Annotated in this window: 21 protein-coding genes; 7 read left to right on the top strand and 14 right to left on the bottom strand. The window is 68.7% G+C overall.

The window, feature by feature from the left end; genetic code table 11:
• Positions 1-304 precede the first annotated feature (304 nt).
• From BVG12_RS04795 to BVG12_RS04780, 4 genes are all read left to right on the top strand, one after another.
• Complete coding sequence (locus tag BVG12_RS04795; RefSeq protein WP_075791417.1) at positions 305-1,141, top strand: TorF family putative porin; 837 nt, start codon at positions 305-307, stop codon at positions 1,139-1,141.
• A gap of 14 nt (positions 1,142-1,155) precedes the next feature.
• Entirely contained in the window at positions 1,156-3,162 is a 2,007-nt protein-coding gene (locus tag BVG12_RS04790) for a methyl-accepting chemotaxis protein (RefSeq protein ID WP_075791416.1), read from the top strand.
• 157 nt (positions 3,163-3,319) lie between these two features.
• Complete coding sequence (locus BVG12_RS04785) at positions 3,320-3,682, top strand: CidA/LrgA family protein (protein ID WP_075791415.1); 363 nt, start codon at positions 3,320-3,322, stop codon at positions 3,680-3,682.
• Positions 3,675-4,415, top strand: coding sequence for an LrgB family protein (locus BVG12_RS04780; protein WP_075791414.1), 741 nt, complete (start codon positions 3,675-3,677; stop codon positions 4,413-4,415). The genes BVG12_RS04785 and BVG12_RS04780 overlap by 8 nt, the downstream gene beginning before the upstream one ends.
• Positions 4,416-4,522: 107 nt before the next feature.
• On the opposite strand, the gene BVG12_RS04775 is transcribed toward BVG12_RS04780, so the two are convergent.
• The 13 genes from BVG12_RS04775 to BVG12_RS04715 form a co-directional block, all read right to left on the bottom strand.
• A complete protein-coding gene (locus BVG12_RS04775; RefSeq protein WP_075791413.1) occupies positions 4,523-5,101 on the bottom strand; it encodes a hemerythrin domain-containing protein in 579 nt (192 codons plus the stop codon).
• A gap of 143 nt (positions 5,102-5,244) precedes the next feature.
• Positions 5,245-6,231 (bottom strand): methyl-accepting chemotaxis protein, encoded by a 987-nt coding sequence (locus BVG12_RS04770; protein WP_156895549.1) that lies wholly within the window; start codon positions 6,229-6,231, stop codon positions 5,245-5,247.
• 2 nt (positions 6,232-6,233) lie between these two features.
• Positions 6,234-6,608 carry a response regulator gene (locus tag BVG12_RS04765; protein WP_075791411.1) on the bottom strand — a complete coding sequence of 125 codons (375 nt, stop codon included), beginning with the start codon at positions 6,606-6,608 and terminating at the stop codon, positions 6,234-6,236.
• A 22-nt stretch (positions 6,609-6,630) separates the two neighbouring features.
• Positions 6,631-6,876, bottom strand: coding sequence for a hypothetical protein (locus tag BVG12_RS04760; protein ID WP_075791410.1), 246 nt, complete (start codon positions 6,874-6,876; stop codon positions 6,631-6,633).
• Entirely contained in the window at positions 6,873-9,182 is a 2,310-nt protein-coding gene (locus tag BVG12_RS04755; protein ID WP_075791409.1) for a chemotaxis protein CheA, read from the bottom strand. The genes BVG12_RS04760 and BVG12_RS04755 overlap by 4 nt, the downstream gene beginning before the upstream one ends.
• Complete coding sequence (locus tag BVG12_RS04750) at positions 9,179-9,547, bottom strand: response regulator (protein WP_075791408.1); 369 nt, start codon at positions 9,545-9,547, stop codon at positions 9,179-9,181. The genes BVG12_RS04755 and BVG12_RS04750 overlap by 4 nt, the downstream gene beginning before the upstream one ends.
• On the bottom strand, positions 9,544-10,389 hold the full coding sequence (locus tag BVG12_RS04745; RefSeq protein WP_307189104.1) for a CheR family methyltransferase: 846 nt from the start codon (positions 10,387-10,389) through the stop codon (positions 9,544-9,546). The genes BVG12_RS04750 and BVG12_RS04745 overlap by 4 nt, the downstream gene beginning before the upstream one ends.
• Positions 10,390-10,929: a HEAT repeat domain-containing protein gene (locus tag BVG12_RS04740; protein ID WP_075791407.1), complete on the bottom strand. Its 540-nt coding sequence runs from the start codon at positions 10,927-10,929 to the stop codon at positions 10,390-10,392.
• 77 nt (positions 10,930-11,006) lie between these two features.
• Positions 11,007-12,074, bottom strand: coding sequence for a chemotaxis-specific protein-glutamate methyltransferase CheB (cheB, locus tag BVG12_RS04735; RefSeq protein WP_075791406.1), 1,068 nt, complete (start codon positions 12,072-12,074; stop codon positions 11,007-11,009).
• A 7-nt stretch (positions 12,075-12,081) separates the two neighbouring features.
• Complete coding sequence (locus BVG12_RS04730; RefSeq protein ID WP_075791405.1) at positions 12,082-13,611, bottom strand: chemotaxis protein CheW; 1,530 nt, start codon at positions 13,609-13,611, stop codon at positions 12,082-12,084.
• A 16-nt stretch (positions 13,612-13,627) separates the two neighbouring features.
• Positions 13,628-15,544: a methyl-accepting chemotaxis protein gene (locus BVG12_RS04725; RefSeq protein WP_075791404.1), complete on the bottom strand. Its 1,917-nt coding sequence runs from the start codon at positions 15,542-15,544 to the stop codon at positions 13,628-13,630.
• 139 nt (positions 15,545-15,683) lie between these two features.
• On the bottom strand, positions 15,684-16,328 hold the full coding sequence (locus BVG12_RS04720; RefSeq protein WP_075791403.1) for a response regulator transcription factor: 645 nt from the start codon (positions 16,326-16,328) through the stop codon (positions 15,684-15,686).
• Positions 16,306-17,466, bottom strand: coding sequence for an ATP-binding response regulator (locus BVG12_RS04715; RefSeq protein WP_083684569.1), 1,161 nt, complete (start codon positions 17,464-17,466; stop codon positions 16,306-16,308). The genes BVG12_RS04720 and BVG12_RS04715 overlap by 23 nt, the downstream gene beginning before the upstream one ends.
• 236 nt (positions 17,467-17,702) lie before the next feature.
• Here BVG12_RS04715 and BVG12_RS04710 point away from each other — a divergent pair, with 236 nt between their 5' ends.
• The gene (locus BVG12_RS04710; protein ID WP_075791401.1) at positions 17,703-18,644 is read left to right on the top strand and encodes a manganese catalase family protein; all 942 of its coding nucleotides are present in this window, start codon (positions 17,703-17,705) and stop codon (positions 18,642-18,644) included.
• Between the two features lie 189 nt (positions 18,645-18,833).
• Entirely contained in the window at positions 18,834-21,398 is a 2,565-nt protein-coding gene (locus BVG12_RS04705; protein ID WP_075791400.1) for an ATP-binding protein, read from the top strand.
• A 242-nt stretch (positions 21,399-21,640) separates the two neighbouring features.
• Here the strand turns inward: BVG12_RS04705 and BVG12_RS04700 are convergent, their stop codons facing one another.
• Positions 21,641-22,987, bottom strand: a complete 1,347-nt coding sequence (locus BVG12_RS04700) for an MFS transporter (protein ID WP_075791399.1) — start codon at positions 22,985-22,987, stop codon at positions 21,641-21,643.
• Between the two features lie 149 nt (positions 22,988-23,136).
• On the opposite strand from BVG12_RS04700, the gene cyoA reads away from it, so the two are divergent.
• Positions 23,137-24,159 (top strand): ubiquinol oxidase subunit II, encoded by a 1,023-nt coding sequence (gene cyoA / locus BVG12_RS04695; protein ID WP_075791398.1) that lies wholly within the window; start codon positions 23,137-23,139, stop codon positions 24,157-24,159.

Here is a 24,159-nt window from a genome sequence, read left to right as displayed (position 1 = left end):
TATCGCCGCCGTAGGGCGCGCTCTCCGAGCCCGCCAGGCGCATCGAAGAAACCTCATTATTTTCAAGGTGTTAAGAGATTTTCCCGCACGCCCGTGCGCTTCATTTCCAGACTGATATCCGAGTGTTGCGTGCATGTCTCACTCTCGGGTTTCCCGCAGAATTTCCCTTCGATTTGTAACCAAAAGCAGCTGAGTCGGCACTAGAATTTCCGTACGGCATCAAAACCGACCGCCATTCAACCACCGACCAGGGCAGTCCCATCCGCGCGATGGCGACCGCCGGTTACAACCGATTCCTGAGACCATGAGCACCCGACACCGACCGGCCGTGTGGCCGACCCGGCGCCTTGCCCCGTTGCCCCTCCTGCTGCTGGCCGCCGCCCCGTTCGCGCATGCCGTTGACGCCGTGTCCGACGCACCGCTGACGGCGGAGGCGCCCGTGGCGGACAACCCGTTCAGCAAGACCGTGTCCGTCAGCTCGCAATACGTCTCGCGCGGCATCCGCCAGACGTGGGGCAGGCCGGCCGCGATGGCCGCCATCGACTATGTCCACCCGAGCGGCTGGTCGGCGGGCACCTCCGTCATCAACGTCAGCGACCGCTTCATCGAGAACGGCACCGTCGAATGGGATCTGTACGGCGGCTATACCGGCGCGGCCGGGCCGGTCGGCTGGTCCACGATGGTCTACTGGTACAAATACCCCGGCGCCCGCGTCAGCGCGACGGATACGGCGTTCGACTACGGCGAACTGTCCGCCGGCATCACCTGGAAGACACTGTACGCCCGCTACAACTACACGTTCAGCCGCGACTTCTTCGGCATCCAGGACGCGCGCGGCACGGGCTACCTGGACGTCGGCGCCGACCAGCCGCTGACCAGGAGCCTCACCCTGAACCTGCACGCCGGCGACGGCCGCGTCGCCGGCAGCGGCAACGGCATCTGGGACTGGCGCGACCTCAAGGCCGGCCTGACGCACCAGCTCGAAGACGGCTGGACCGCCGCCCTGAACTACACCCGCGCGATCGGCGCGACGGGCGTCTACGACCGCTACACGACGGGCGTGCCGCGCGCCGACGGCCGCCTGGCCGTGTCCAACGTGGCGCGCCGCGCCGTCGTGCTGTCGCTGACCCGCAAATTCTGACCCGAGGAGCTTCCATGAGTCGTAACCCCCTGTCGTCGCTGTCCCTGACGGCGAAGATCTGCGCGACGGCCACCACGCTCGTCGTGCTGAGCCTCGCGGTCACGTCCGGCGTCATCGCCGTGCGCAGCAGCGCCAACGCCGAAGACGCGAGCATGCGCCTGGCGCGCACGTCCGCGCGCGAAGCCGCCGCCGCCGTGCAGGCGCAGCTCGGATCGAAGCTCGGCGCCGTGACGAACCTCGCCGCCGCCCTGAGCGCGCTGCGCGAGGCGGACATCGCGCCCGCCCGCCCGCAGATCGCCGCCATGACCCAGGCGACGGTGCGTACGTCGAACGACTTCATCGGCGGCGCCGTGACGTGGGAGCCGAACGCGCTGGACGGCAACGATGCCGACTATGCCGGCAAGGCGCCGGAGTACGACGCCACCGGCCGCTACATGCCTTACTACACCCGCAACGCCGACGGCACCATGCACGTGGAACCGATCGTGTGGCCCACCACGCCCGGTGCCAACGACTGGTACGACGTGCCGAAAAACACGCGCAAGGCGTTCTTCACGGAGCCGTATTCGTATCCCGTCAACGGCAAGGACATCATGATGGCGTCGCTCGTCGCGCCCATCCTCGTCAAGGGCGAGTTCCGCGGCACGGCCAGCGCCGACTTCCAGCTGACGCACCTGGGCGAGATCCTCGGCGCCATCAAGGTGCTCGACGGCGGCCGGCTGGCGCTGATCTCGAACGGCGGCCTGTATGCGAGCCATCCGGACGCGGCGAAGAACGGCAAGAAGGCCGACGACCTGCCGCCGGCGGCGCTGGCGGCCGTGCGCGCGGGGCAGACCTATGAATACGTCGACGCCGCCGGCATCGAACACCTGATCCAGCCGCTGCGCCTGCATCCCGACATCGCGCCGTGGGCCGTCAAACTCTCGTTCCCGCATAGCGTGGCGACGGCCAGCGCGCGCCAGCTGATCGGCTATTCGTTGTCCGCGTCGCTGATCTGCGCCATCCTCGCGGCCGTCGTGATGGTCGCGGTGCAGCGCCGCCTCACGCGTCCGCTGCGCATCCTCGGCGCCGCGATGACGGACCTCGCCAGCGGCAACGCCGACCTGAACGCCCGCCTCGACGCGCGCGGCCGCGACGAACTGGCGATGATCGCCGCCGGCTTCAACGGCTTCGTCACCAAGATCCAGGACGTGCTCGTGCAGGTGCGCGAGAGCGCGGGCAGCGTCGCCGCAGCGAGCGTCGAGATCAGCCACGGCAATATGAACCTGTCGAGCCGCACGGAGCAGCAGGCCGGTTCGCTGGAAGAGACGGCGGCGTCGATGGAGGAACTGACGTCCACCGTCAGGCAGAACGCCGACAACGCGCGCCAGGCCAACCAGCTCGCGCTGTCCGCGTCGGAGACCGCCCGCCGCGGCGGCACCGTCGTGGCCGAAGTCGTCGAGACGATGGCCGCGATCGACACGGCGTCGCGCAAGGTCGTCGACATCATCGGCGTGATCGACAGCATCGCGTTCCAGACCAATATCCTCGCGCTCAACGCGGCCGTCGAAGCGGCGCGCGCCGGCGAACAGGGACGCGGCTTCGCCGTCGTCGCTTCCGAGGTGCGCGGCCTGGCGCAGCGCAGCGCCGCGGCCGCGAAGGAGATCAAGTCCCTGATCGGCGACGCGTCCGGCAAGGTGGAGGCGGGCAGCGCGCTCGTGCAGGATGCGGGCCGCACGATGGCCGACGTCGTCGCCAGCGTGCGCCGCGTGAGCGACATCGTGGCCGAGATCACCGCGGCCAGCGTGGAGCAGAGCACGGGCATCGGCCAGATCAACCAGACCATCTCGCAAATGGACGGAACGACGCAGCAGAACGCCGCCCTCGTCGAAGAGGCGGCCGCCGCGGCCGACAGCCTGCACCGCCAGGCCGACCTGCTCGTGTCCCTCGTGGGCCAGTTCCGCCTGGACGGCGCGGCCGCGGCGCCGGTGCGTCCGGCCATCGCCGCGCCGGCGCCGCTGAAGGTCCTGGCGGCGGCTTGAGCGCTGCGGCTACGAAAGCCTGACGGCCGGAACGTGGCCCCGGGCGAGCCGGTACCGGCCGCCCACGCCCTCGTGCAGCCGACGCGGGGCAAGCCATAACTGTTATCCTTCGGTCTCGCGGCCCGCTCGTGGCCGCATGCCATTCGTCGGAGGTCTCTTGCTGCTCGCGCTTGCCGTATTACTCGTCTTCCAGTGTCTCGGGGAAGGTCTCGTGTTCCTGTTCGGGGTGCCGGTGCCCGGACCCGTCGCCGGCATGCTGTTGCTGCTCGCGGCGCTCGTCGCGTTCCCGCGCCTGCACGAGACGGTGGAGGCGGGCGCGAACGAGTTGCTGAAGCATTTGTCGCTGCTGTTCGTGCCGGCCGGCGTCGGCATCATCGTGGCGGCGGCCAGCGGCAGCGGGCACTGGCTGGCGATCTGCGCGGCCGTCGTCGGCAGCACGGTGCTGACCCTGGCCGTCACGGCGCTCGTGCTGCAGGCGCTCACGCCCGCGCACGAGAAGAAGGAGGGCGGCGATGTTTAACTTCGAAGAACTCACCCACTTCTGGGTCTACCTGTCCGCGTCGCCGCTGCTGGGCCTCACGATCACGTTGTGCGCCTACGTGTTCGCGCAATGGGTGTATGCGCGCTGCGGCTTTTCGCCGCTGGCGAACCCCGTCGCCATCGCGATCGCGCTCGTGAGCCTCGTGCTGGCGGCCAGCGGCATGTCGTATCAGCGCTATTTCGCCGGCGCGCAGTTCGTTCACTTCCTGCTCGGCCCCGCGACCGTCGCCCTCGCGGTGCCGCTCGCGCGCCAGGTGCCGCGCTTGCGCCGCGGCCTGTTTCCCCTCGCGTGCGCGCTGCTGTCCGGCTGCGTGACCGCGATCGTCAGCGCCGTCGGCATCGCCGTGCTGATGGGCGCATCGCCCGAGCTGGCGCGCTCGCTGGGACCGAAATCGGCCACGACGCCCATCGCCATGGCCGTGTCCGAACACCTGGGCGGCGTACCCGCGCTGACGGCCGTCCTCGTGATCTGCACGGGCATCTTCGGCGCCGTCACGGCGCGCTTCCTGATGAACGCCCTGCGCATCGAGTCGCATGCCGCGCGCGGCCTCGCGCTGGGCGTCGCGTCGCACGGCATCGGCACGGCGCGCGCGTTCCAGGTCAGTCCCGAGATGGGCGCGTACGCCGGTCTGGGAATGGGGATGAACGGCGTGCTGACGGCGTTACTGGCGCCGTGGCTCGTGCCGCTGCTGCTCGGCTGGATGGGACAATAAGAAGCCCGCAACCGCGTGCGGACGCGATTGCGGGCGGGTGGCAGGCGCGAGGTCACGCCATGCCGGGGGAGCGCAGGCGGCTGGCGCCGCTGCGGAAAACCACGGTGTCAGACCGGCTTGCGCGTGATGGCGCGGGCCGCGAACAGTGCGCTCGCGACGCCGACGACGATGGCGGCCGTGCTGCCGGAAAAGCCGATGGCCGTGTTGGCGGCGATCTTGCCGGCTTTCGGCGTCACCAGTTCCAGGCGCCGCTTGGTCATCTGGGCGCCCAGTTCGGACAGGCGGTCGCGGCTCAGCAACTCCTCGGCCTCGGGCAGCAGCACGGTTTCCTCGTCGGCCACATGGTGCTGGACGTCGCGCATCAGCTGGAACACGAGGTCGTCGTGGCGCGGCGATTTCGGGTCGGTGCGGCGCAGTTCGGCGATGACGGCGCGCATCTCGTCGTGTTCCGGCTCGCTCTTGTCCATGACCTTCTGGTCGCGGGCGCGCGGGCGCATGACGGGATAAAAGACTTCTTCCTCGAGCGTCGCGTGGATTTCCAGCGCGTCACAGATCGTTTCCGCCAGTGCCTTCTTGACGCTCGGACGCTTGTCGCGGGTGTATTGGTGAAACGTCACCAACACGTGCGAGTGATCGAAGCGGATCATGTCGGTGATGGACGGACTGAGTTTTTTCAGGGAAAACATGATCTTCTCCTGTGGACAGTAGGATTGGTAGATGCATGTTAGTGCCGCCGCTAGAGCAGCCACGTAGGAGGGCGCCGCACGGTCATGTCGGCCGATGTCGCACGGGACGCCCGGTCCAGGCTGGCATTTTGCCAACCTTGTGCTCAGAACAATTCGATCATCTGCATGCCCGACTCGTCGGCGCCGCCGCCATGCAGCGACTCTGCCGCGAGGTAGTCCTCGACGATGTCCCCGATGAGGGCCGCCAGGCGATCCGGCGCCGGCAGCGCCGTCGCCATTTCCCGTTCCAGCACGCCGTTGCGGCGGTCGACCGCCTGCCGCAGCCGTTCGACGCATTGGCGCACGACGTCCTGGTATTGCAGTTGGCCGAGCACCTCGGCCGTGCCGGCCGACAACGCCTCGCCATGCGCCAGCATTTCCGCGAACCCGGCGCGGTAGGTGCCGCGTACGCGTTCGAAGCTCCCCTGCAGCCGGCTCACGGCCTCGGCGGTCTCGGCGATGCGGGCGACATCTTCGGACGAGCGCTCGGCATTCCGTTGCAGGCCTTCGCTCAGCATGCCCCGGATGGCGCCGAGACTCTTGCCGATACGGGCCGCGGCACCGTGGGAATTCGCGGCGAGGGCCCGCATCTCCTCGGCCACCACCTTGAACGACTGTCCGTGCTGCCCGGCACGGCTCGCCTCGATCGCTGCATTAATGGACAGCATGTGCGACTGAATGCTGATGCCCTGCACGCTTGCCGCGAGATCGGACAGGCCGCGGATCTCGGCTTCGATGCGGCGGATACTGGCGCGGTCGCGCTCCAGCCGTTCCGGCAGGCGTGCGAGGAAGTCCGCCATGGCGACCAGGTCGCCCGTGTGCGCCTGCGCGTCGGTCTCGAACGCGTCCGCCTGGGCGGAGGCGTCGTGCAGCCGCACGGAAAGGGCGGCCGAGCGGTCGCACAGGCCGCGCACCTGTTCCATGATGGCCAGCGCGGACGCTTCCGTGCGTCCGACGGCGTCGTTGAGCTTCACCCCCACCTCGTGGTCGAGGCGGAGGCTGGCGGCGACGGCGGCACCGTAATCGGGCGGGGCGGCCGGTGTGCCGAATGCGCGGGCCACGCGGGTGGCCAGGGAACGCAGCACGCGCACGGTCACGCTCCCGGCAGGACTTGCCGGACGATCTTCAGCAGGTCGGCGCCGCCGACGGGCTTGACCATCCAGCCCGTGGCGCCGGCCCGTTTGGCTTCGTCGCGGCGCGCCTGCTGGCTTTCCGTCGTGAGCACGAGGATGGGCGTGAAGCGGAAGCCCGGCGTGGCGCGCGCCTTGCCGATGAATTCGATGCCGCCCATGTTCGGCATGTTGATGTCGGTGATGATCAGGTCCGGCTTCGGCCCGTCTTTCAAGCGCTCCAGGCCCTTCACGCCGTCGCCGGCCGTGAGGACGGAAAAGCCCGCGATCTCCAGGTTGTTTTTCAGGCTCAGCACCATGGTGCCGGAATCGTCCACGACGAGGATGGTTTTTGCCATGTCGTTCTCTCTTTCGGTTGGGTTAGTCTTGTTGGGGGGCGAGCGCCGCGCGCAGCCACGCCGCCAGTTGCGGCCCGGAGGGCCAGGCGCGGACGTCGACGCGCGTGGCCATCAGCACCTGCAGGCAGGCGCCATGCACGTGCCCGCAGCCCGCGAGGTCGACGGCCGCGCCGGGCCGGTCCGCCAGCGCCTGCAACAGCGGTTCGGCGTCGTCGACCGCCAGCGTGCCGGCGCAGACGAGGACGCCCTCGTCGAATGTGTGCGTCATTGCAGCAGCTCCTTGGGGTTGATGACCATGAGGACGGACCCGTCGCCCAGCAGGGCGGAGCCGGCGTACGTGGCCAGGCTGCCGAGGATCCCGGCCATCGGCTTCAGGATGACTTCCATCACGCCGCAGAAGTCGTCGATCACGAGGCCGAGATTCTGGCCTTGCACGCGCAGCACGAGCACGGCCAGTTCGTCCGCGTCGTTGCGGCGCTGCGTGTCGGGCAGCAACAGCAACTCGTTCAGCCCGCGCAGCGGTACGATGCGGCCGCGCAGCACCGCCGCCTCGCGCTGCCCGATGGCGTGCACCGCGCCGGCCGGGACGCGGACCGTCTCGACGACGAGGTCCATCGGCACGCCGTAGCGCGCGCCGCCCGATTCGACGATCATCACGCTCGACACGGCCATCGACAGCGGCAGCGTTAGCTGCAGGCGGGTGCCTCGGCCGGCCACGCTCGTCAACTGCACGGTACCGTTGAGGCCGTCGACCGCGCTGCGCACGGCGTCCATGCCGACGCCGCGGCCGGAAAGGTCCGACACCGCTTCCGCCGTGGAAAAACCCGGCAGGAACACGAGGTTGACGGCTTCCTGGTCGGACATCCGCCCCAGCTGGGCCTCGTCGACGAGACCTTTGGCGTGCGCCTTCTGCCGGATGCGCGCCGGGTCGATGCCGCGGCCGTCGTCGGCCACTTCGATGACGACCCGGTCCGCTTCCTGGCGCGCGGCCAGGACGAGGCGGCCGGCGGCCGGCTTGCCGGCGGCGCGGCGCTCGTCCGGCTGCTCCATGCCGTGGTCGAGCGCATTGCGCACGATGTGGACCAGCGGGTCGGCGAGCGCCTCGATGACGTTCTTGTCCGCCTCCGTCGTTTCGCCTTCGAGCACCAGCTCGACCTCCTTGCCGAGGCGGCGCGCGATGTCGCGCACGAGGCGCGGGAAGCGCTGGAACACGAACGACATCGGCGTCATCCGCACCTGCATGATCGCGTCCTGCATCTCATCCACGATGCGGTTGATGACGGCATGCTGCGCCTTGATCTCGCGCGCCAGTTCGCGCGCGCCATACTGGTTTTCCGCGCGGCCGGCGAGGTAGGGCAGGCCATTGCGGGCGACGACCATTTCGCCGATCAGGTTCATCAGCCGGTCCACCTTCGCCTGCTCGACCTTCAGGATCCGGCCGGCGGGCTGGTCGTCGGCGCGGCGGCCGAACTTCGGCTCCGCCTCGGGCTGCGCGACCGGCACCGGCGGCGGCGGCGCTGCGGCCGCGCCCTGCGTATGGCGTTCGATCCACGCGAGCAGCGGCGTCGCCGCGGCGTCTTCCAGCGCCGCGGCGACGCAGACCTCCAGGTCGTCGAGCAGGTCCGCGCGGCCGATCGCACGCAGGCAGCCGCGGATCGTGGCCAGCGCCGCGAGCACGCGTCCCGGGACCCACGGCGCGCCATCGTCCGGCGCCAATGCCTCGCCCTGCGCGCGCACGATGGCGAATGCCTCGGCCGCGCGTTCCGGATCGGCGCACGGTGCGGCAGGCGGCTCCACCGGTGCGATCCACACCTGTTCCGGCACATAGCGGAAATGTTCCTCCACGGCCGCCCGCGGCGCGGTGGTCACGGCCTGGAACAGCAGGTTGCAGCGATAGGGGTCCAGTTGCGCCGCCGCGGGCCAGGCGTCGGCCGTGGTCACGCGGCGCCACACGACGCCGGGCAGCTGCAGCGCCTGATAGAGCGGGTCCTCGCCCTTGAAGAAGCATTCCGGTTCCGGCGCATATTCCACCCACAGCGGTGCGGCGCCCGCGGCAGCCGGATCGGCGCAGGCGGCGCGCACCGCCGGCTCGGCGAGCGTGAGCGCCGCCGCCATGCGGGCCGATTGCGGGGCTGCGGCCTCGACGGGAGTACGCATGTCGCCCGCGCCGGCGGCTGCCGCGGGCACGAGGGCGCGCAGCCGCGCCGTCAATGCCGCCGCCGCCGTGTGGCCGTTGCCCGGCCGGCCGGCCACGTCGATGTCGTCCATCTGCTGGGCGACGAAGTCCATCGCGTCGAGCAGCGCGTCGGCCATGCCGCCGCCGAACGCGATCTGGCCCGCGCGCACCGCACTCATGAGATCTTCGGCCGCGTGGATCACGCGGAACATGTCCGGAAAGTCGAACAGGCCGCAGTTCCCCTTGAGGGTGTGCACGACGCGGAACAACTCGTCCATGCGCGCGCCGTCGTCCGGCGCACGTTCCAGAGCGAGCAGGCTGGCGGCGATGCCCTCCAGGCCCTCGCGCGACTCCTGCAGGAATTGCTGCAGCACGGGATTCGATGCGAGCGTCGTCATGCGGGCTCTCCCAGCAGCAGGCGGACGTGGCGCAGCAGGCCTTCCGGGCGCGCCGGCTTGACGAGGTACAGGTTGGCGCCGGCCGCGAGCGCCTGCCGGCGGTCGCCGTCCTCGCCTTCGGTGCTGACCATGATGGCCGGGGCCTGCGGCATGTCCTGCCCGCGCAGCGCGCGCAGGAATGCGTAGCCGTCCATCTGCGGCATGTTGACGTCGACGATGTACAGGTCGAACGCCGCGTCCAGTGCCCGCTCCAGCGCCTCGACGCCGTTCACGGCTTCCGTAACGCCGTAGCCCGCGCCCTCGACGATGGCGCGGTGGTACATGCGCACGGTGGCGGCATCGTCCACGATGAGTATCTGTTTCATTGTTCCTCCTGCGGCTTCTGGTATACGATCGCCTGCGGGAATTTGCGTATCTTGAAAAGGGCCGAGATCCGGCTCATCGACTCCGAGTGGCCCAGGCAGATGAATCCGCCCGGGCGCAGCACGTCGTAGAACGACTCGGCCGCCTGGCGGCGCGACGCGTCGTCGAAGTAGATCAGCAGGTTGCGGCAGAACACGACGTCGAAGTCGCGGTAGGCCGCCACCTCGGCGCGGTCGTTCAGGTTCACGCGCGTGAACGCGACGGCATCGCGCAGGGCGCTGCTGATGCGCCACTCCTCGCCTTCGCGCGTGAAGTACTTTTGCAGCCAGGCGGCCGGCAGGTGCTGCACGGCGCGCTTGCCGTACAGTCCTTCCTGGGCCCGGTGCAGGATGCGCGTGTCGATATCGGACGACACGATCTCCACGTCCCAATGCGCCAGCTGCGGCCAGCGCTCCAGCAGGAACATCGCGATCGTGTACGCTTCCTCGCCCGAGGACGACGGCATCACCCAGATGCGCAGCGGCTCGCCGCGCGGCTTGGTCTTCACGAGCTCCGGCAGCAGCGACTGCACGAGGCAGCCGAACTGGTAATCCTCGCGCATGAAGTACGTCTCGTTGACGGTCATGTCGTTGACGAGCTGCTGCCATTCGCGGCCGGCGGCGCCGAAGCGCAGCATGGCGAAATAGTCGGGGAATCCGGTGCAGCCCGTGGCCTGGATGCGCTCGACCAGGCGCTTGTCGACGAAATAGCGCTTGGACGGCTCGAACTGGATGCCGGTCTTGCGATAAAAGTACTCGCGGAAGCGCTGGAAGTCGTCGGCGCTGATGGTCGTGTCAAGCATCATTCAGCCTTGCGCGATGCGCGACAGCACGAACCGTCCCGCGAACCAGATGTAGGGCTCGTCCTCGAACCGGGCGAGCAGGCGCTCGACAGGACCGGCGGCGACCGGCGTCGCGATATCGGCCAGCACGTCGAGCGCCGCGCCGCACACGTTCATGTCGGAATCGGCCTCGATCAGGTGCAGCAGCCATTCCTCGACCTGCGGATGGCGTAGTGCCTCGAGGATGCCGACGGCGAGAACGCGCACGTCGCGGTCCGGGTCGACGATCAGGTGCGCGAGCACGGGCGCGACCTGCGCCGGCAGGCCACGCAGCACGTCGATGGCGGCGTTGCGCAAGCCCGCATCCTCGCTGCGCATGCAGTCGGCCAGGCCCGCGACGGCTTCCTCGCTGCCGATCGCGGCCAGCGTGCCGAGGATCGCGCTGCGCGCGGCGAGGTCGGTTTCCGCGTCGAGCGCGGCCAGCAGGCCCGGGACGCGTCCGGTACGCTCGCCAGCGCCTGGGCGGCGGCGCGGCGCACGGCCGCGTTGGCGTCGCGCAGGCACCTGGCGGCCGTGGGAGCATCTAGGTATCCGGCGGCGCCGGCGGGTCGGTTTTTTACGAAGGGCATAGGTTTCCTGTTCTAGTTGCGGAGCGGCGGCGCGACCCAGTCGACGAGTTGCGCCGCCACTTGATCCGCGGCCAGCACCTGGCGGGCGCCGCCGCGGCGGATGAGCTCGGCGGGCATGCCGAAGACGACGGCCGAGTCCTGGCTCTCCGCGATCGTGCGGCCGCCGCGCAGGGCGATCTCCGCGAAGGCGTCGGCGCCGTCGTGGCCCATGCCCGTCAGCATCACGGCCACGATATCGGAAGGTGCGTAGTGCTCCAGCGCGCTGCGGCCCAGCAATTCCACGGACGGGTGCCACAGGTGGCCCGCGCTCTCGGGCCGGGCCACGAGCGCGGGCGCGCCGCCGCGCGCAACCACGAGCACGTCCGCGCCGCCCTTGCAGATATAGGCCGTGCCGGGTTCCAGCGGCATCGGCCGCGCCGCCTCGACGACGCGCAGCGCGCACAGGCTGTCCATGCGTGCCGCGAACGGCGCCGTGAATGTGGCCGGCATGTGCTGGGCTACGACGACCGGCCACGGGAAGGCGGCCGGCAGTTGCGGCAGGATGCGTTCCAGCGTGCGCGGGCCGCCGGTGGATACGCCGACCAGCACGATGCCGCGCGCGCGGGCCGGCGCCGCGGCCGCCGGGGGCCGCGCCGGGATGTCCGCCGCGGGCGCCGGCGCTTGGACAGCGGCGGCCGGCGCACGGCGCACACGCGCCCGCGCCGCGCCGCGTACCTTCGCGAGCAGATCGGCGCGGATGGCGTCCAGGCCCAGCGAGATCGTCCCGCCGGGCTTGGCCACGTAGTCGACGGCGCCCAGGTTGAGCGCCTCGAACGTGGCAAGGGCGCCGCGTTCCGTCAGCGACGACAGCATGACGGTGGGGACAGGCCGCTCGATCATCATTTGCGCGAGGGCGGACAGGCCGTCCATCTCCGGCATGTTGACGTCAAGGGTGACCACGTCCGGCTGAAACTCGACGTTCATGGCCAATGCCTCGCGCCCATTGCGTGCGAAGGCGAGCTGGAATCCGCCCGCCTCCTCGAACAGGCTGCCGAGCTGGCGCCGCATCAGCGCCGAGTCGTCCACGATCAACAGTTTCATGCCGCCCTCAGTCCGCCAGTTCCGACAGCCGCGCGAGGTCGCCCTCGGCCACGAGGTGGCGCGGATCCAGCAGTTGCACCATGCGCTTCTGCTTCTCCAGGTTGGCCATGCGGGCCAGCAGCAGCGACTGCTCGCCGGACAGGCGCGGCGCCGGTTCGATCGCGCGGCGCTCCACCTTCAGCACTTCGGCGACGGAATCGACGATGAAGCCGGTGCACACGCGCTCGATCAGGAACACCATGATGCGCTCGCGGTCGCTGCGCGCGGCGGCGTCCAGGCCGAGCCGGCGGCGCAGGTCGATCACCGGCAGCACGCTGCCGCGCAGGTTGATCACGCCTTCGACAAAGGCGGGGGCCTTCGGTACGTGCGTGAGCAGCTCCGGTACGCGCACGATTTCCTGTACGCTGTCGATAGGCACGCCGAATTCTTCCTGGCCGAGACGGAACACGACCAGCTGTTCCTCCTCGTCGCCGCCGTTGTCCAGGGCGTCGTCGGCGTCGTTGTCGGTCGCCTGCATCATGTCCGTGCTCTCCAGAATGTCCTTGACGGCCGGCTGGTGGAACAGGCTGGCCGCGTCGATGATCGACACGAGCCGGCGCCCGCCGTCCAGGCGGCAGATGTGCGCGATGTCGGCCATGCCGGCCTGGTCGCGCGCCAGCAGCGGCGGCACGGGCTCCACTTCGGTCCGGGCCACGCGCAGCACTTCGTTCACGCTGTCCATGACAACGCCGACCGTGCGCCCGGCGCCCGGCGACACGACGACGATGCGGCTCTGCTCGTCCGCGGCGCGCGCCGGCAACCCGAACATGCGGCGCAGCGACACGAGCGGCAGCAGGCGCTGGCGCAGCGTCATGAGCCCGAGCACGTGCGCTTCCGCGTGCGGCACCTGGACGACCTCGTCCGGCATCTGCACGATTTCCTGCACGTCTTCGATGGCGACCGCGTACTCCTGCGCGGCGACGTCGAAGCTCACCAGCTGCAGTTCGTCGCTCGCGGTCTCTTCCTCGGTGTCGTGTCCGGCGGCCGCGAACGAGTGGCCGCCGGCGCGGACGCCGGCCGCCACCTGGGCAAATTCGCTAGCGATCAGGCGTTCGAAATCGAGCACCATGATCATCGCGTAGCCGCCCACGTTCTTCAGCAGGCCGGACACGAGGTCGCTGCGCGCGGTCGCGGCGATGCAGGACGCGTCCTCGATCTGGCGCACGTCCACGCCGACGACGCTCGCGACGCGGTCCACGACGAAGCCGAGGGGCTGCCCGAGGTCGATCACGACGGCGCGGCTGGCGTCGTCGTGGGCCCGTTCGGGGTAGCCGAACACACGGCGCAGGCTGATGATGGGCAGGACCTTGCCGCGCAGGTTGGCCAGGCCTTCCAGCGTGGCCGGGGCCAGCGGCACGCGCACGACGTCGGGCACGCGGATGATTTCCTGGACCGGCGCCATGTCGACCGCGAACACCTCGTCGCCCGCGACGAAGGTCACGAACTGGCGGACGTCGGTGTCGGCGGCCAGGTCGGCCGGATTGGAGTCGTCTCTCATGGGTTCTCCGGGACCGTTACGCGCTCTGCAGTTCGTCGGCCAGCGACGCCACTTCCTCGACGGCACTGGCCAGCTCGTCCGCCTCCTGCGATTGCTGCTTCGCCGCGGCCGCCGCCTCGGCCGACGCCTTTTCCGCTTCCTGGGCGGCGGCCGCGATCTGGTCGGTCGCCGTCTTGACCTGCACGATGGCGGCCGAGATGTCGTTGGCGGCGGCGAGGATCTCGTTCGTGCCCTTGTCGACGACGCCGATGTCGCTCTCGATTGTCACGAGCGCGGTGGTGATGGCCTTCGCCTTCTCGGCTTCGGCCAGCGCGGTGGCGGCGATCTCGTCGAGGTCGCGGCCGACGACGGCGATCTGGTCCTGCACGTTCTTGACGAGGTCCTTGATGTTGTCGGCGTTTTCGGCCGAATCGTGCGCGAGGTTGCGGATGTCCGTCGCGACGACGACGAAGCCCTTGCCGAACTCGCCGGCGCGCGCCGCTTCGATCGAACCGTTCACCGCGAGCATGTTGGTCTGGATCGAAACGGTCGTGATCGCATCGACGATCTTGTCGATGCGGCGCGACACGAGGGCCAGTTCCTTGATCTGGCGGAGCGAGGCGCGCGACGCTTCGACCGACGTCGAGATCCCCCTGACGAGGCTGTCGACGGCGTCCTTGTTGCGGCCCAGGACGGTACGGATGACACCTACCTTGTCGCCGCTCGCGGTGGCGCGGGCCTGCGCGATCTGCAGGCCTTTTTCGATCTGGTTGATGGCGGCGGACGATTCCTCGCTGGCGACCGACTGGACCTGCGCGCCCTTGCGGATCTGCTCGATGGCGGACATGATCTGGCCGCCGGCGCGGCTGATTTCCTGCACGGCCGACGAGAGTTCCTCGGCGGAGGATGCCACTTCCTCGGCGCTTTTGGCGACGTCGGTGGAATTCTTGAGGTCCTCGGCCAGTTCGGACAGCGACGCCGACGCGGCCTCGCATTCGGCAAGCGCCTGGCTCTGCTCGGCGACGGTCTTGGCCGACTCCTCGGCGGCGGCCGACTGCTCCTCGGCCGCGGCGGCGATTTCCTGCGAGCCCTTCAGGGCCTGCTGTGCGGCGGCGGCCGACTGCTGCGCGCCCACGGCGATCTCGCGCACGCCGGCGACGATCTCGGCCGCATCCAGGCGGATCTGCTCCAGCTGTGCCGAGATGGTCTTGCCGTTCTCGACTTCGCCCAGCACGGTGCGGGCGGACGCGCCGATGCCTTCCGCCACGACCTTCACTTCGCCCTGGATCTGGCCGACGAGCTCCTGGATCTGCTTCGCGCTCTTCTCCGACGTCTCGGCCAGCGTGCGCACTTCGTCCGCGACGACGGCAAAGCCCTTGCCGTGCTTGCCCGCGCGTGCCGCCTCGATGGCGGCGTTCAGCGCGAGCAGGTTGGTCTGGTCGGCGATGCGGGCCACGGCCTTGACGATGTCGCCGATGTTGGCGGCCTGCTTTTCCAGCTCCGCGACCATCGTGACGGAGGCGGCCTGGCGTTCGGCGGCCACGCTCACGTTGCCGACCAGCGCGGCGATCTCGGCGCCCGTGCGGGCGACCAGGTTCTGGGCCGCGTCCATGCGGGCCTGGCTGGCATCGGCATTCTCGAGCTGGCGGCCGATGGCGACCTCCACCTGCTGGAACGCGGCCAGCGATTCCTGCGACGCCGACGACGCCTGCTGGGCGCCCGTCGCGATCTGGTCGGAGGCGCGCTTCAGTTCCTCGGCGGCGGACGCCGCTTCGTTGATGCCCGCCGCCAGCTGGGCGGCGGCGGCGGCGATGCGTTCGGCGGCCTGCTGCTGCTTGGCGAGCGTGCGGGCCTTCTTACGCTGGACATCGGCCAGGCGGGTGGCCGACGACGCGACCTTGGCGTTGGCGCCGTTGTCGTAAGGGGTGTTGGTGATGTTCTTGACGAGCGCCATCTGCGCCTCCTGAAAGATTGTTCACTGGGCCGTAATTACGGACAGCGCAGTGTATCCACGAGGCAACATAAGCCGACATGAGAGTGTTTCTTAGATGAGCCTAGGCGATTTCCTAGGCGTACCGAGTGCGAACGGTCGTTCAGTCGGCCGGTTTGACGAGACCGTGTTTCATTGCCCACAACACGAGACCCACCAGATCCCTCACGCCCGTACGTTCCATGATCTGCGCGCGGTGCGCGGCGATGGTCTTTTCGCTCAGGTCGAGTTCGTAGGCAATTTCCTTAGTCGACTTGCGGCTGGCGAACAACGCGAGGATTTGTTGTTGCCTGGGCGTCAATATGTCCAGTTGCTTGTCCGCGACAGCGGCCGGGCGCACGAAGCGGTCGATCATTTTTTTGGACACGGACGGGCTCAGGTAATTTTCGTCACGCGCCACGGCGCGCATTGCAATCTCCAGCTCGTTCGGTGCGGATTCCTTGAGGAGATAGGCCGAGGCGCCCAAGCGCAGCGCTTCCGCCACGAGTTCCTCCGACGCATGCATGCTGAGGATGACGACGCGCGAGCGCGGGCTTTCGGCACGGATGCGCGGCACCAGCTCGAGCCCGTTTTCCTCGCCCAGCCCGATGTCGGTGACGACGATGTGCGGCCGCACCTGCCGCACGAGTTCCATCGCGTCGACCACGTCGCTCGCCTCGCCGACGACGACGAAGTCCGCGATCTGGTCGATCAGGGTGCGGATCCCGGCGCGGACCAGCGCGTGATCATCCACCAGGACGACGTTCATGGTGTGGCTCCTCGGGCTGTAAGGGAATCACCGCCGTGACGCGCGTGCCGCGGCCGGGACTGCTGTGGATGTCGAACGTACCGCCCAGCAGCTGGACGCGCTCGGCCATGCCGGCCAGGCCGACGCGCCGCGAGGAGGCCGCATGTTCCCGCCAGTGCGGGGCGTCGAAGCCGACGCCGTCGTCGCGGACGATCAGCTCCAGCTCGTCGCCCTGGGCGCCGCCGTTGATCTCGACGACGACGTGGCGCGCGTGCGCATGGCGCATGATGTTGGTGACGCTCTCCTGGACGATGCGGTACACGCTGATCTCGACGACGGGTGCGAGGCGCAGCGGCAGGCCCGCGTACTCGAACACCCACGTCGGGCCGTCCTCGAACCGGTGCGCGAGCAACTGCCTGAGCGTCGCCTCGAGACCGAACAGGTCGAGACCCGGCGGCCGCAGCGACGTCGACAGGTCGCGCACCATCCCGACCAGCTGGGTCATCTCGTGCTCGGCCGTGCGCCACAACGCCAGGCCTTCCTCGTCCCCGAGCCATGGCAGGGCGCGGTGCAGCAACAGGTTCAGGGCGGTGAGGCGCTGGCCCAGCTCGTCGTGCAACTCGCGCGCGAGGGAGCGGCGTTCCGCCTCCTGCGCGTTGACGAGATCCAGCGAGAGGCGCGCCATGACGACCCGCTTCCTTTCCAACCTGCAGATCAGGCCCGCGCGTTCGACGACGAGACGCAGCGCCTGGGTGAGCCGTCCCAGCCGCGATTTCAAGATGTAGTCGACGGCGCCGGCCGCCAGCGCCGCGCGCAGCGCGTGCTCGTCGGCATTGGCGGTGAGGATGATCAGCGGCGTGTCCGGCGCGACCTGCGCGAGGATGGCCAGCGCCGCCCGCGCGTCGATCTGGTGCAGGTCCAGGTCCGACAGGACGACGTCCCAGGGGTCGGCCAGCGCCCGGCGGAAGCCGGGTTCGTCCCAGACGCGGCGCAATGCATAGCACAGGCCGTCGCGTTGCAGCCTATCTTCCAGCAACACCGTGTCGAAATGGGAATCGTCGAGTAGCAGCAGGCGCAGCGGCCGGTCCAGGCAGGCCTCGGCAGCGCCGCCGGGTGCGCCGCCAGCTGCGGTGCCCGTCGCGAGGGTTGCCATATGCATCGTTGCTCCGGTTTTTGTTAAATATTAGCGTGACACGGTTTTACGATGACGCACGATACGGACGCGACAGACTGTCGCTTCGATTCCTACACAGACACGGCTTCGTTTCCGATTGCCGTTCACTGCAACGCTGCGAAGATGGGACAACCGGATGCGCTTCGGCGCATCCGTTTGTCCGCACGGTAACGCAGGTCGCGTTCCGCGCGGGCCATCCAATCACACACTGGAGGAATCGCATGTTTGCACACAACAAGCGCTTGCAGTACACCGTGCGCGTCAGTGAACCGAATCCGGGGCTGGCCAACCTGATGCTCGAACAGTTCGGCGGCCCGCAGGGCGAGCTGGCCGCGGCCATGCGCTACTTCACCCAGGCCGTCGGCGAGGACGATGCGGGCCGGAAGGACATGTTGTTCGACATCGCCACCGAGGAGCTGAGCCACCTCGAGGTCATCGGCCACATCGTCGCCATGCTCAACAAGGGGGCGAAGGGCGAGCTGGCGGAAGCCGTCGACAGCGAGGCCGAGCTGTACCGCAAGATCCAGGGCGCCGGCAACGACAGCCACGTCACGCAGGTGTTGTACGGCGGCGGTCCGGCGCTCGTCAACTCGGCCGGCGTGCCGTGGACCGCGGCCTATATCGACACGATCGGCGAGCCGACCGCCGACCTGCGCTCCAACATCGCCGCCGAAGCGCGTGCGAAAATCGTGTACGAGCGCCTGATTGCGCTGACGGACGACCCGGGCGTGAAGGAGGCGTTGGGTTTCCTGATGACGCGGGAGATCGCGCACCAGAAGTCGTTCGAAAAGGCGCTGTACACGATCGCACCGAACTTCCCTCCGGGAAAAATGCCCGGCGACCCGCGCTTCGCCAACACTTATTTCAATATGTCGCAGGGCGCGGGTGAGGTGCGCGGCCCCTGGAACCAGGGCGAGAACTGGGACTTCATCTCCGACCGCGAGAAGCAGATGGCCGTCGACGGCGGCTCGGGCGAGGCGGAAGTCAAGCTGGCGGCCAAGGACATCGACCTCCTGAAGCAGATGGCCGACCGCACGATGTCCGACCCGTCCATCGACCCGCCGACCGGTGCCGAACTGGGCATGGGGAACCAGACGCTGGCTGACGGCATGACCGTGAGCCCGGGTGCGCAGCCCAGCCCCGGGGCGCCGAAGCTGCACTGAGGCGCCGACCCGTCGTTCCCGCCCGCGCGGGAACGACGCCTCTCCTGATTCCGATTCCGAAATCGCCATCACGCCCGTGCAGCAATCCGCAGGAGTCGCCGGCAGGTAAACGAGAGGGAAGAGGGCGCATATGTATGACGTGCGCCGTCGCCGCTGTGGTACATTCTTGTCAACCCGCATGGCACCTACATGACCACAGCACACCTTCAATCCGCCGCCTGGACCGAGGCGGCGCGCCTCGCCGCGCTCGACCGCTACGGCATCCTCGACACCCCGACGGAAGCGGCCTTCGACGCCATCGTACGCCTGGTGGCCGACCTGCTGGACGCGCCGATCGCCGCGGTCAACCTGATTGCCGGCGGTCGCCAGTGGTTCAAGTCCGAGATCGGCCTCGGCGTGCGCCAGATGCCGCTCGACGATTCCATCTGCAAGCACGCGCTGTTGGAAGAGAGTCTGATGGTCGTGCCGGACACGGCCAGCGACGTCCGCTTCGCCTGCAATCCCCTCGTCACGGGCGCGCCCGGCCTGCGCTTTTATGCCGGCGCGCTGCTGCGCACGCCCGAAGGGATCGCGCTCGGCACCTTGTGCGTCCTCGACCTGCGCGCGCGCCCGCAAGGCATCAGCGTGCAGCAGCGGCTCGCGCTGCGCACGCTCGGCGACCAGGTCATGACCCTGCTGGAACTGCGCCGCGCCGAGCGCGAACGGCATGCGGCCGAACAGGCGCTGCGCCGCACCCGCGCGGAACTGGACGAGGCCCGCGAGCTGGCGCGCGGCCTGCGCAGCCGCCTCGACGCCTTGCTGGCCGCGGCGCCGGTGGGCATCAGCTACGCCGACCGCACCGGCAAACTCGTCATGTGCAACGACGAGCTGGAACGGCTGTGGGGCGAATATCCGCGCACGTCCAGCGTGGCCGACTACGCCGAATGGAAAGGGTGGTGGGCCGATCACTCGGAACGCCACGGCCGTCCCGTCGCACCGGACGAATGGGCGCAGGCGCGGGCGCTGCGCGGGGAACACGCCGACGGCGACGTGATCGACATCGAGCCGTTCCACACGCCGGGCCGGCGCCGCACCGTGATCATCCGCGCGGCGCCCGTGCTCGATGCGGGCGGCGCCGTCGCCGGCTCCGTCACGGCAATCATCGACGTCACGCGTCAGCTGCACACGGAAAACGCGGCGCGGGCCTCGCGTGCGCGCCTCGAAACGATTCTCGAAGCGGGCGAGATCGGCACGTGGACGTGGGACATCGCGGCCGGCCGCGTCCACGCGGACGCCAATGTCGCCGCCATGTTCGGCGTGGCGGCCGGCGGCGACGGCGGCATCGCGCTGGACGATTATGTCCGTGCGATCCACCCGGACGATACGGCAGCCGTGCGCGCCAGCCTGGACCGCGCGCTGGCGAACGGCGAGCCCCACCAGCTCGCGTACCGCGTGCGCGACCGCGCCGGCGTCGAACGGACGGTCCACACGCGCGGCCGGGTCGAGCTCGATGCCGCCGGCACGCCCGTGCGCATGTCGGGCGTCGTGTTCGACATCTCGCGCCAGGCCGCGGCGGAAGCGCGGCTGCGGTCCAGCGAATCGGCGCGGCGCGCGGGCGAGCAGCGTTACCACACGGTATTGAAATCCATCGACGTGGGCTTCTGCATCATCGAGATGATCTTCGATGCCGCCGGCGAACCGTACGACTACCGCATCGTCGAAACCAACCCGGCCTTCGTGCGCCACACGGGCCTCGCGGACGCGGCGGGAAAGCGGATCCGCGAACTCGTGCCGGAACACGATGTGCGCTGGTCGCGCATCTACGGCCGCGTGGCAAAGACGGGCCTGCCCGTGCGCATCGAGCAGCACGCGGCGAACCTCGGGCGCTGGCTGGACGTGTACGCGGCCCGGCTGGGCGACGATGACAGCCACCACGTGGCCGTGTTCCTGCGCGATATCACCGAGGAGCGGGCGCGCCGCGAGACCTTGCGCGAGCTGGCCGACACGCTCGGGGAAGCGAACCGGCGCCAGTCCGAATTCCTCGCCACCCTGGCGCACGAGCTGCGCAATCCGCTGGCCCCCGTGCGCACGGGTCTCGACCTGCTGCGCATCGGGGCCGACAAGCCGGACGTGCTGGCCCGTGTGCGGCCGATGATGGAACGCCAGGTCAACCACCTCGTGCACCTCGTCGACGACCTGCTCGACGTCGCCCGCATCAGCAGCGGCAAGGTGGAACTGAAGATGACCGTCGTGCCGCTGAAGGACATCGTGCTGCGCGCCATCGAAATGACGCTGCCCGTGATCGAGGCCAAGCGCCACGACTTCCATGTCGACGTGGGCGACGACCCGCTGCACGTGCTCGCGGACGCGACGCGGCTCGCGCAGGTCGTCGGCAATCTGTTGACCAACGCGGCCAAGTACACGCCGGAAGGCGGCAGCATCGGCCTGGGCGTGCGGCGCAACGGCGACCGGGTGCGCGTCGAGGTCGCCGACAGCGGCATCGGCATTCCGCGCGAATCGCTGGCGCGGATCTTCGACATGTTCGCGCAGGTGGGACGCCATCGCGAGCAGGAATCGGGCGGCCTGGGCATCGGCCTGCATCTCGTGCGCCAGATGACGGCGCTGCACGGCGGGACCGTCGCCGCGGACAGTCCGGGCCCGGGCCGCGGCAGCACGTTCGTCGTCGACCTGCCGCTCGCGTCGGCCGCGGCTCCGCAGGCCCCGGACGCGCCCGACGCGCCTCGTCGCGCGCTGGGGCTGGGACCCGGACGGTGACGATTCGGGCCGGAGCACTTTTTCGGCCATGATCTTCAAAGCAGGCATGATCGTCAACGCGGGCTTTGCGGCTTGCCCGGCCGGTCCGCTCATCCGCGCGAGGCCATGACCACGTCATGCGTCCGGTATGGAGAGATGTCGATGCATGTTGAGATGTTGATCGAAAATGCGCTCCGGCCACGGATTGCTTGGCAAAAAAAATGCCCCGGCGGGACCGGGGCCTAAGCTCTGCTCTTGAAGACTCAGTTCCTGATTTCCAGCGCCCGGTTGAGGCTCAGCGCGGCCAGCGAGCCGACGGCGCCGGACAGCAGGTACAGGCTGACGTAGCCGAGGCCGAAGTTGGCGGCCAGGCCCAGCGCGACGAGCGGGGCGAAGGCGGCGCCGACGAGCCAGGCGAGGTCGGAGGTGAGGGCGGCACCCGTGTAGCGGTACTGCGGCAGGAAGTTCGACGTCACGGCGCCGGCGGCCTGGCCGTACGACAGGCCCAGCAGCAGGAAGCCGACGAGGATGAACGTGTTCTGGCCGGTCACGCCGCCGTCCATCAAGGTCGGGATGAAGCCGGAGAACAGGGCGATCAGCGCGGCCAGCGTGCCCAGCGTGTTGCGGCGGCCGAATTTGTCCGCGATGAGGCCCGAGGCCAGCACGCCGACGATGCCGAGGCCCGCGCCCATCATCTGGATCTGGAGGAATTCGGACATCGAGCGGGTGTCGTACAGCTGGATCCACGACAGCGGGAACACGGTCACCAGGTGGAACAGCGCATAGCTGCACAGGGCGGCGAGGGCGCCGATGACGATGTTCGTGCCCTGCTTGCCGATCACTTCGCGCGCCGGAGCCGGGTCGAGCTCATGCTCGTCGAGCAGGTGGGTATAGTCCGGGGTCGACACGAGGCGCAGGCGGGCGAACAGCGCGACGACGTTGATTGCGAAGGCGACATAGAACGGATAACGCCAGCCCCATACGAGGAAATCGTCCTGCGACAGCTGGGCCATCAGATACGAAAACAAGCCGGCCGCGATGATGAATCCCGTCGGTGCGCCAAGTTGTCCCAACATGGCGTACCATCCTCGCTTGTTCTCGGGGGCGTTGAGCGCGAGCAGCGAAGGCAGCCCGTCCCACGACCCGCCCTGGGCGACGCCCTGGCCGATGCGCAGGATGGCAAGGGACACGATCGACCACTCGCCCCAACGGGAATAGGTGGGCAGCATCGAGATGGCGACCGTCGCGGAGCCCATCAGGAACAGGGCGATGGTCAGTTTGATCTCCCGGCTGAAATGCCGCTGGATGATCATGAAGAAGAGTGACGCGATGGGCCGTGCCACATAGGCCAGCGCGAAGATGGCGAACGAGTAGAGCGTGCCTTCCAGCCGGTCGGCGAACGGGAAGAACACGGCGGGAAAGACGAGCACCGAAGCGATCGCGTAAACGAAGAAGTCGAAGTATTCGGAAGCGCGGCCGATGACGACGCCGACCGCGATCTCGCCCGGGGCAATTTTCGTGTCGCGGGTGTTGATGTTCCGGGCCCCGGAGTGGGGTGCTGTGATGGGAGCGGCTCCTGCGCCGCCGTACGTATTCGGGGTGCCTTGCATGTCTTCGTCTCCTTATGTCATCCAACGGCCCGCGGGACCCTCAAATGCTGCAGAACGGAAAAGGGTAGGACAAAACGTCCAATCGCCAAACGCACGCCGTTGGCGTTACATTAGCATGTTATTTTTCCCATGTAACGTAAAACACAAGCATGATTCCAAAGACCCTCCGTCGCGGAGTGTTCCTCTCCCCCCTGATGGCGGCCCTCGCGGGCTGCAATACGGTGGTGATGAACCCTACCGGTGACATAGCCAAGCAAGAGGCGGATCTGATCGTCGTTTCGGTGATCCTGATGCTGCTGATTATCGTTCCCGTGATGATCCTGATCATCTGGTTCGCCCGCAAATACCGGGCGAGCAATACCGAGGCGGCCTACGAGCCGGACTGGGACCACTCGACCAAGCTGGAACTGGTCATCTGGGGCGCCCCCCTCCTGATCATCATCGTCCTGGGCCTCGTGACCTGGATCTCGACGCACAAGCTCGACCCGTACCGCCCGCTGGACCGCATCGCCGAGGGCCGTCCGGTGCCCGCGACGGCCAAGCCGCTGGTCATCCAGGCCGTGGCGATGGACTGGAAATGGCTGTTCATCTATCCGGAGCAGGGCATCGCGACCGTCAACGAACTGGTCGTCCCGGTCGACGTGCCGGTGCGCTTCAAGATCAGCGCGACGTCGGTCATGAATGCGTTCTACGTTCCTGAGCTGGCGGGCATGGTCTACGCGATGCCGGCCATGGAAACGACGCTGAACGCCGTCCAGAACAAGCCGATCCAGTCGGTGGGCTTCTCCTCCAACTACAGCGGCGCGGGTTACTCGGACATGCGCTTCGGCTACCGCGGCGTGCCGCAGGGCGACTTCGATGCCTGGGTCCAGTCGGTCAAGTCCGCCGGCGAGGCCAAGCTCGACCGCGCGAACTACCTGACGCTCGAAAAGCCGAGCATCAAGGAACCGGTGCACCGCTATGCGGCCGTCGACAACGACCTGTTCTACCGCGTCCTGAACCGCTGCGTCGCCGACGGCGTCGTCTGCCAGGACAAGATGATGAACGAGGACGCCAAGAAGGCCCGCGAAATGGCTATGCGTAACATGCCACAACAAGCGGCAGCGACCCGCCTGGCCCAGGCCAACGGCGAGGTCTGCACCACGCCCAACGATCCTGTGAAGAAGAAGTAA

Origin of the sequence: Massilia putida (genome assembly GCF_001941825.1) — a bacterium.
Taxonomy (GTDB): Bacteria; Pseudomonadota; Gammaproteobacteria; order Burkholderiales; family Burkholderiaceae_D; genus Telluria; species Telluria putida.
This window is presented reverse-complemented; position numbering and strand designations above follow the sequence as displayed.

What these genes read in the sequence shown, in the direction of transcription:
- BVG12_RS04760 (WP_075791410.1), bottom strand. Translation starts at nt 6,876, where the DNA reads ATGACGCACACATTCGACGAGGGCGTCCTCGTCTGCGCCGGCACGCTG.
- BVG12_RS04730 (WP_075791405.1), bottom strand. Translation starts at nt 13,611, where the DNA reads ATGAGAGACGACTCCAATCCGGCCGACCTGGCCGCCGACACCGACGTC.
- BVG12_RS04755 (WP_075791409.1), bottom strand. Translation starts at nt 9,182, where the DNA reads ATGACGACGCTCGCATCGAATCCCGTGCTGCAGCAATTCCTGCAGGAG.
- BVG12_RS04775 (WP_075791413.1), bottom strand. Translation starts at nt 5,101, where the DNA reads ATGTTTTCCCTGAAAAAACTCAGTCCGTCCATCACCGACATGATCCGC.
- BVG12_RS04700 (WP_075791399.1), bottom strand. Translation starts at nt 22,987, where the DNA reads ATGCAAGGCACCCCGAATACGTACGGCGGCGCAGGAGCCGCTCCCATC.
- BVG12_RS04720 (WP_075791403.1), bottom strand. Translation starts at nt 16,328, where the DNA reads ATGAACGTCGTCCTGGTGGATGATCACGCGCTGGTCCGCGCCGGGATC.
- BVG12_RS04705 (WP_075791400.1), top strand. Translation starts at nt 18,834, where the DNA reads ATGACCACAGCACACCTTCAATCCGCCGCCTGGACCGAGGCGGCGCGC.
- BVG12_RS04725 (WP_075791404.1), bottom strand. Translation starts at nt 15,544, where the DNA reads ATGGCGCTCGTCAAGAACATCACCAACACCCCTTACGACAACGGCGCC.
- BVG12_RS04795 (WP_075791417.1), top strand. Translation starts at nt 305, where the DNA reads ATGAGCACCCGACACCGACCGGCCGTGTGGCCGACCCGGCGCCTTGCC.
- BVG12_RS04745 (WP_307189104.1), bottom strand. Translation starts at nt 10,389, where the DNA reads ATGATGCTTGACACGACCATCAGCGCCGACGACTTCCAGCGCTTCCGC.
- BVG12_RS04750 (WP_075791408.1), bottom strand. Translation starts at nt 9,547, where the DNA reads ATGAAACAGATACTCATCGTGGACGATGCCGCCACCGTGCGCATGTAC.
- BVG12_RS04790 (WP_075791416.1), top strand. Translation starts at nt 1,156, where the DNA reads ATGAGTCGTAACCCCCTGTCGTCGCTGTCCCTGACGGCGAAGATCTGC.
- BVG12_RS04780 (WP_075791414.1), top strand. Translation starts at nt 3,675, where the DNA reads ATGTTTAACTTCGAAGAACTCACCCACTTCTGGGTCTACCTGTCCGCG.
- cheB (WP_075791406.1), bottom strand. Translation starts at nt 12,074, where the DNA reads ATGAAACTGTTGATCGTGGACGACTCGGCGCTGATGCGGCGCCAGCTC.
- cyoA (WP_075791398.1), top strand. Translation starts at nt 23,137, where the DNA reads ATGATTCCAAAGACCCTCCGTCGCGGAGTGTTCCTCTCCCCCCTGATG.
- BVG12_RS04710 (WP_075791401.1), top strand. Translation starts at nt 17,703, where the DNA reads ATGTTTGCACACAACAAGCGCTTGCAGTACACCGTGCGCGTCAGTGAA.
- BVG12_RS04715 (WP_083684569.1), bottom strand. Translation starts at nt 17,466, where the DNA reads ATGCATATGGCAACCCTCGCGACGGGCACCGCAGCTGGCGGCGCACCC.
- BVG12_RS04765 (WP_075791411.1), bottom strand. Translation starts at nt 6,608, where the DNA reads ATGGCAAAAACCATCCTCGTCGTGGACGATTCCGGCACCATGGTGCTG.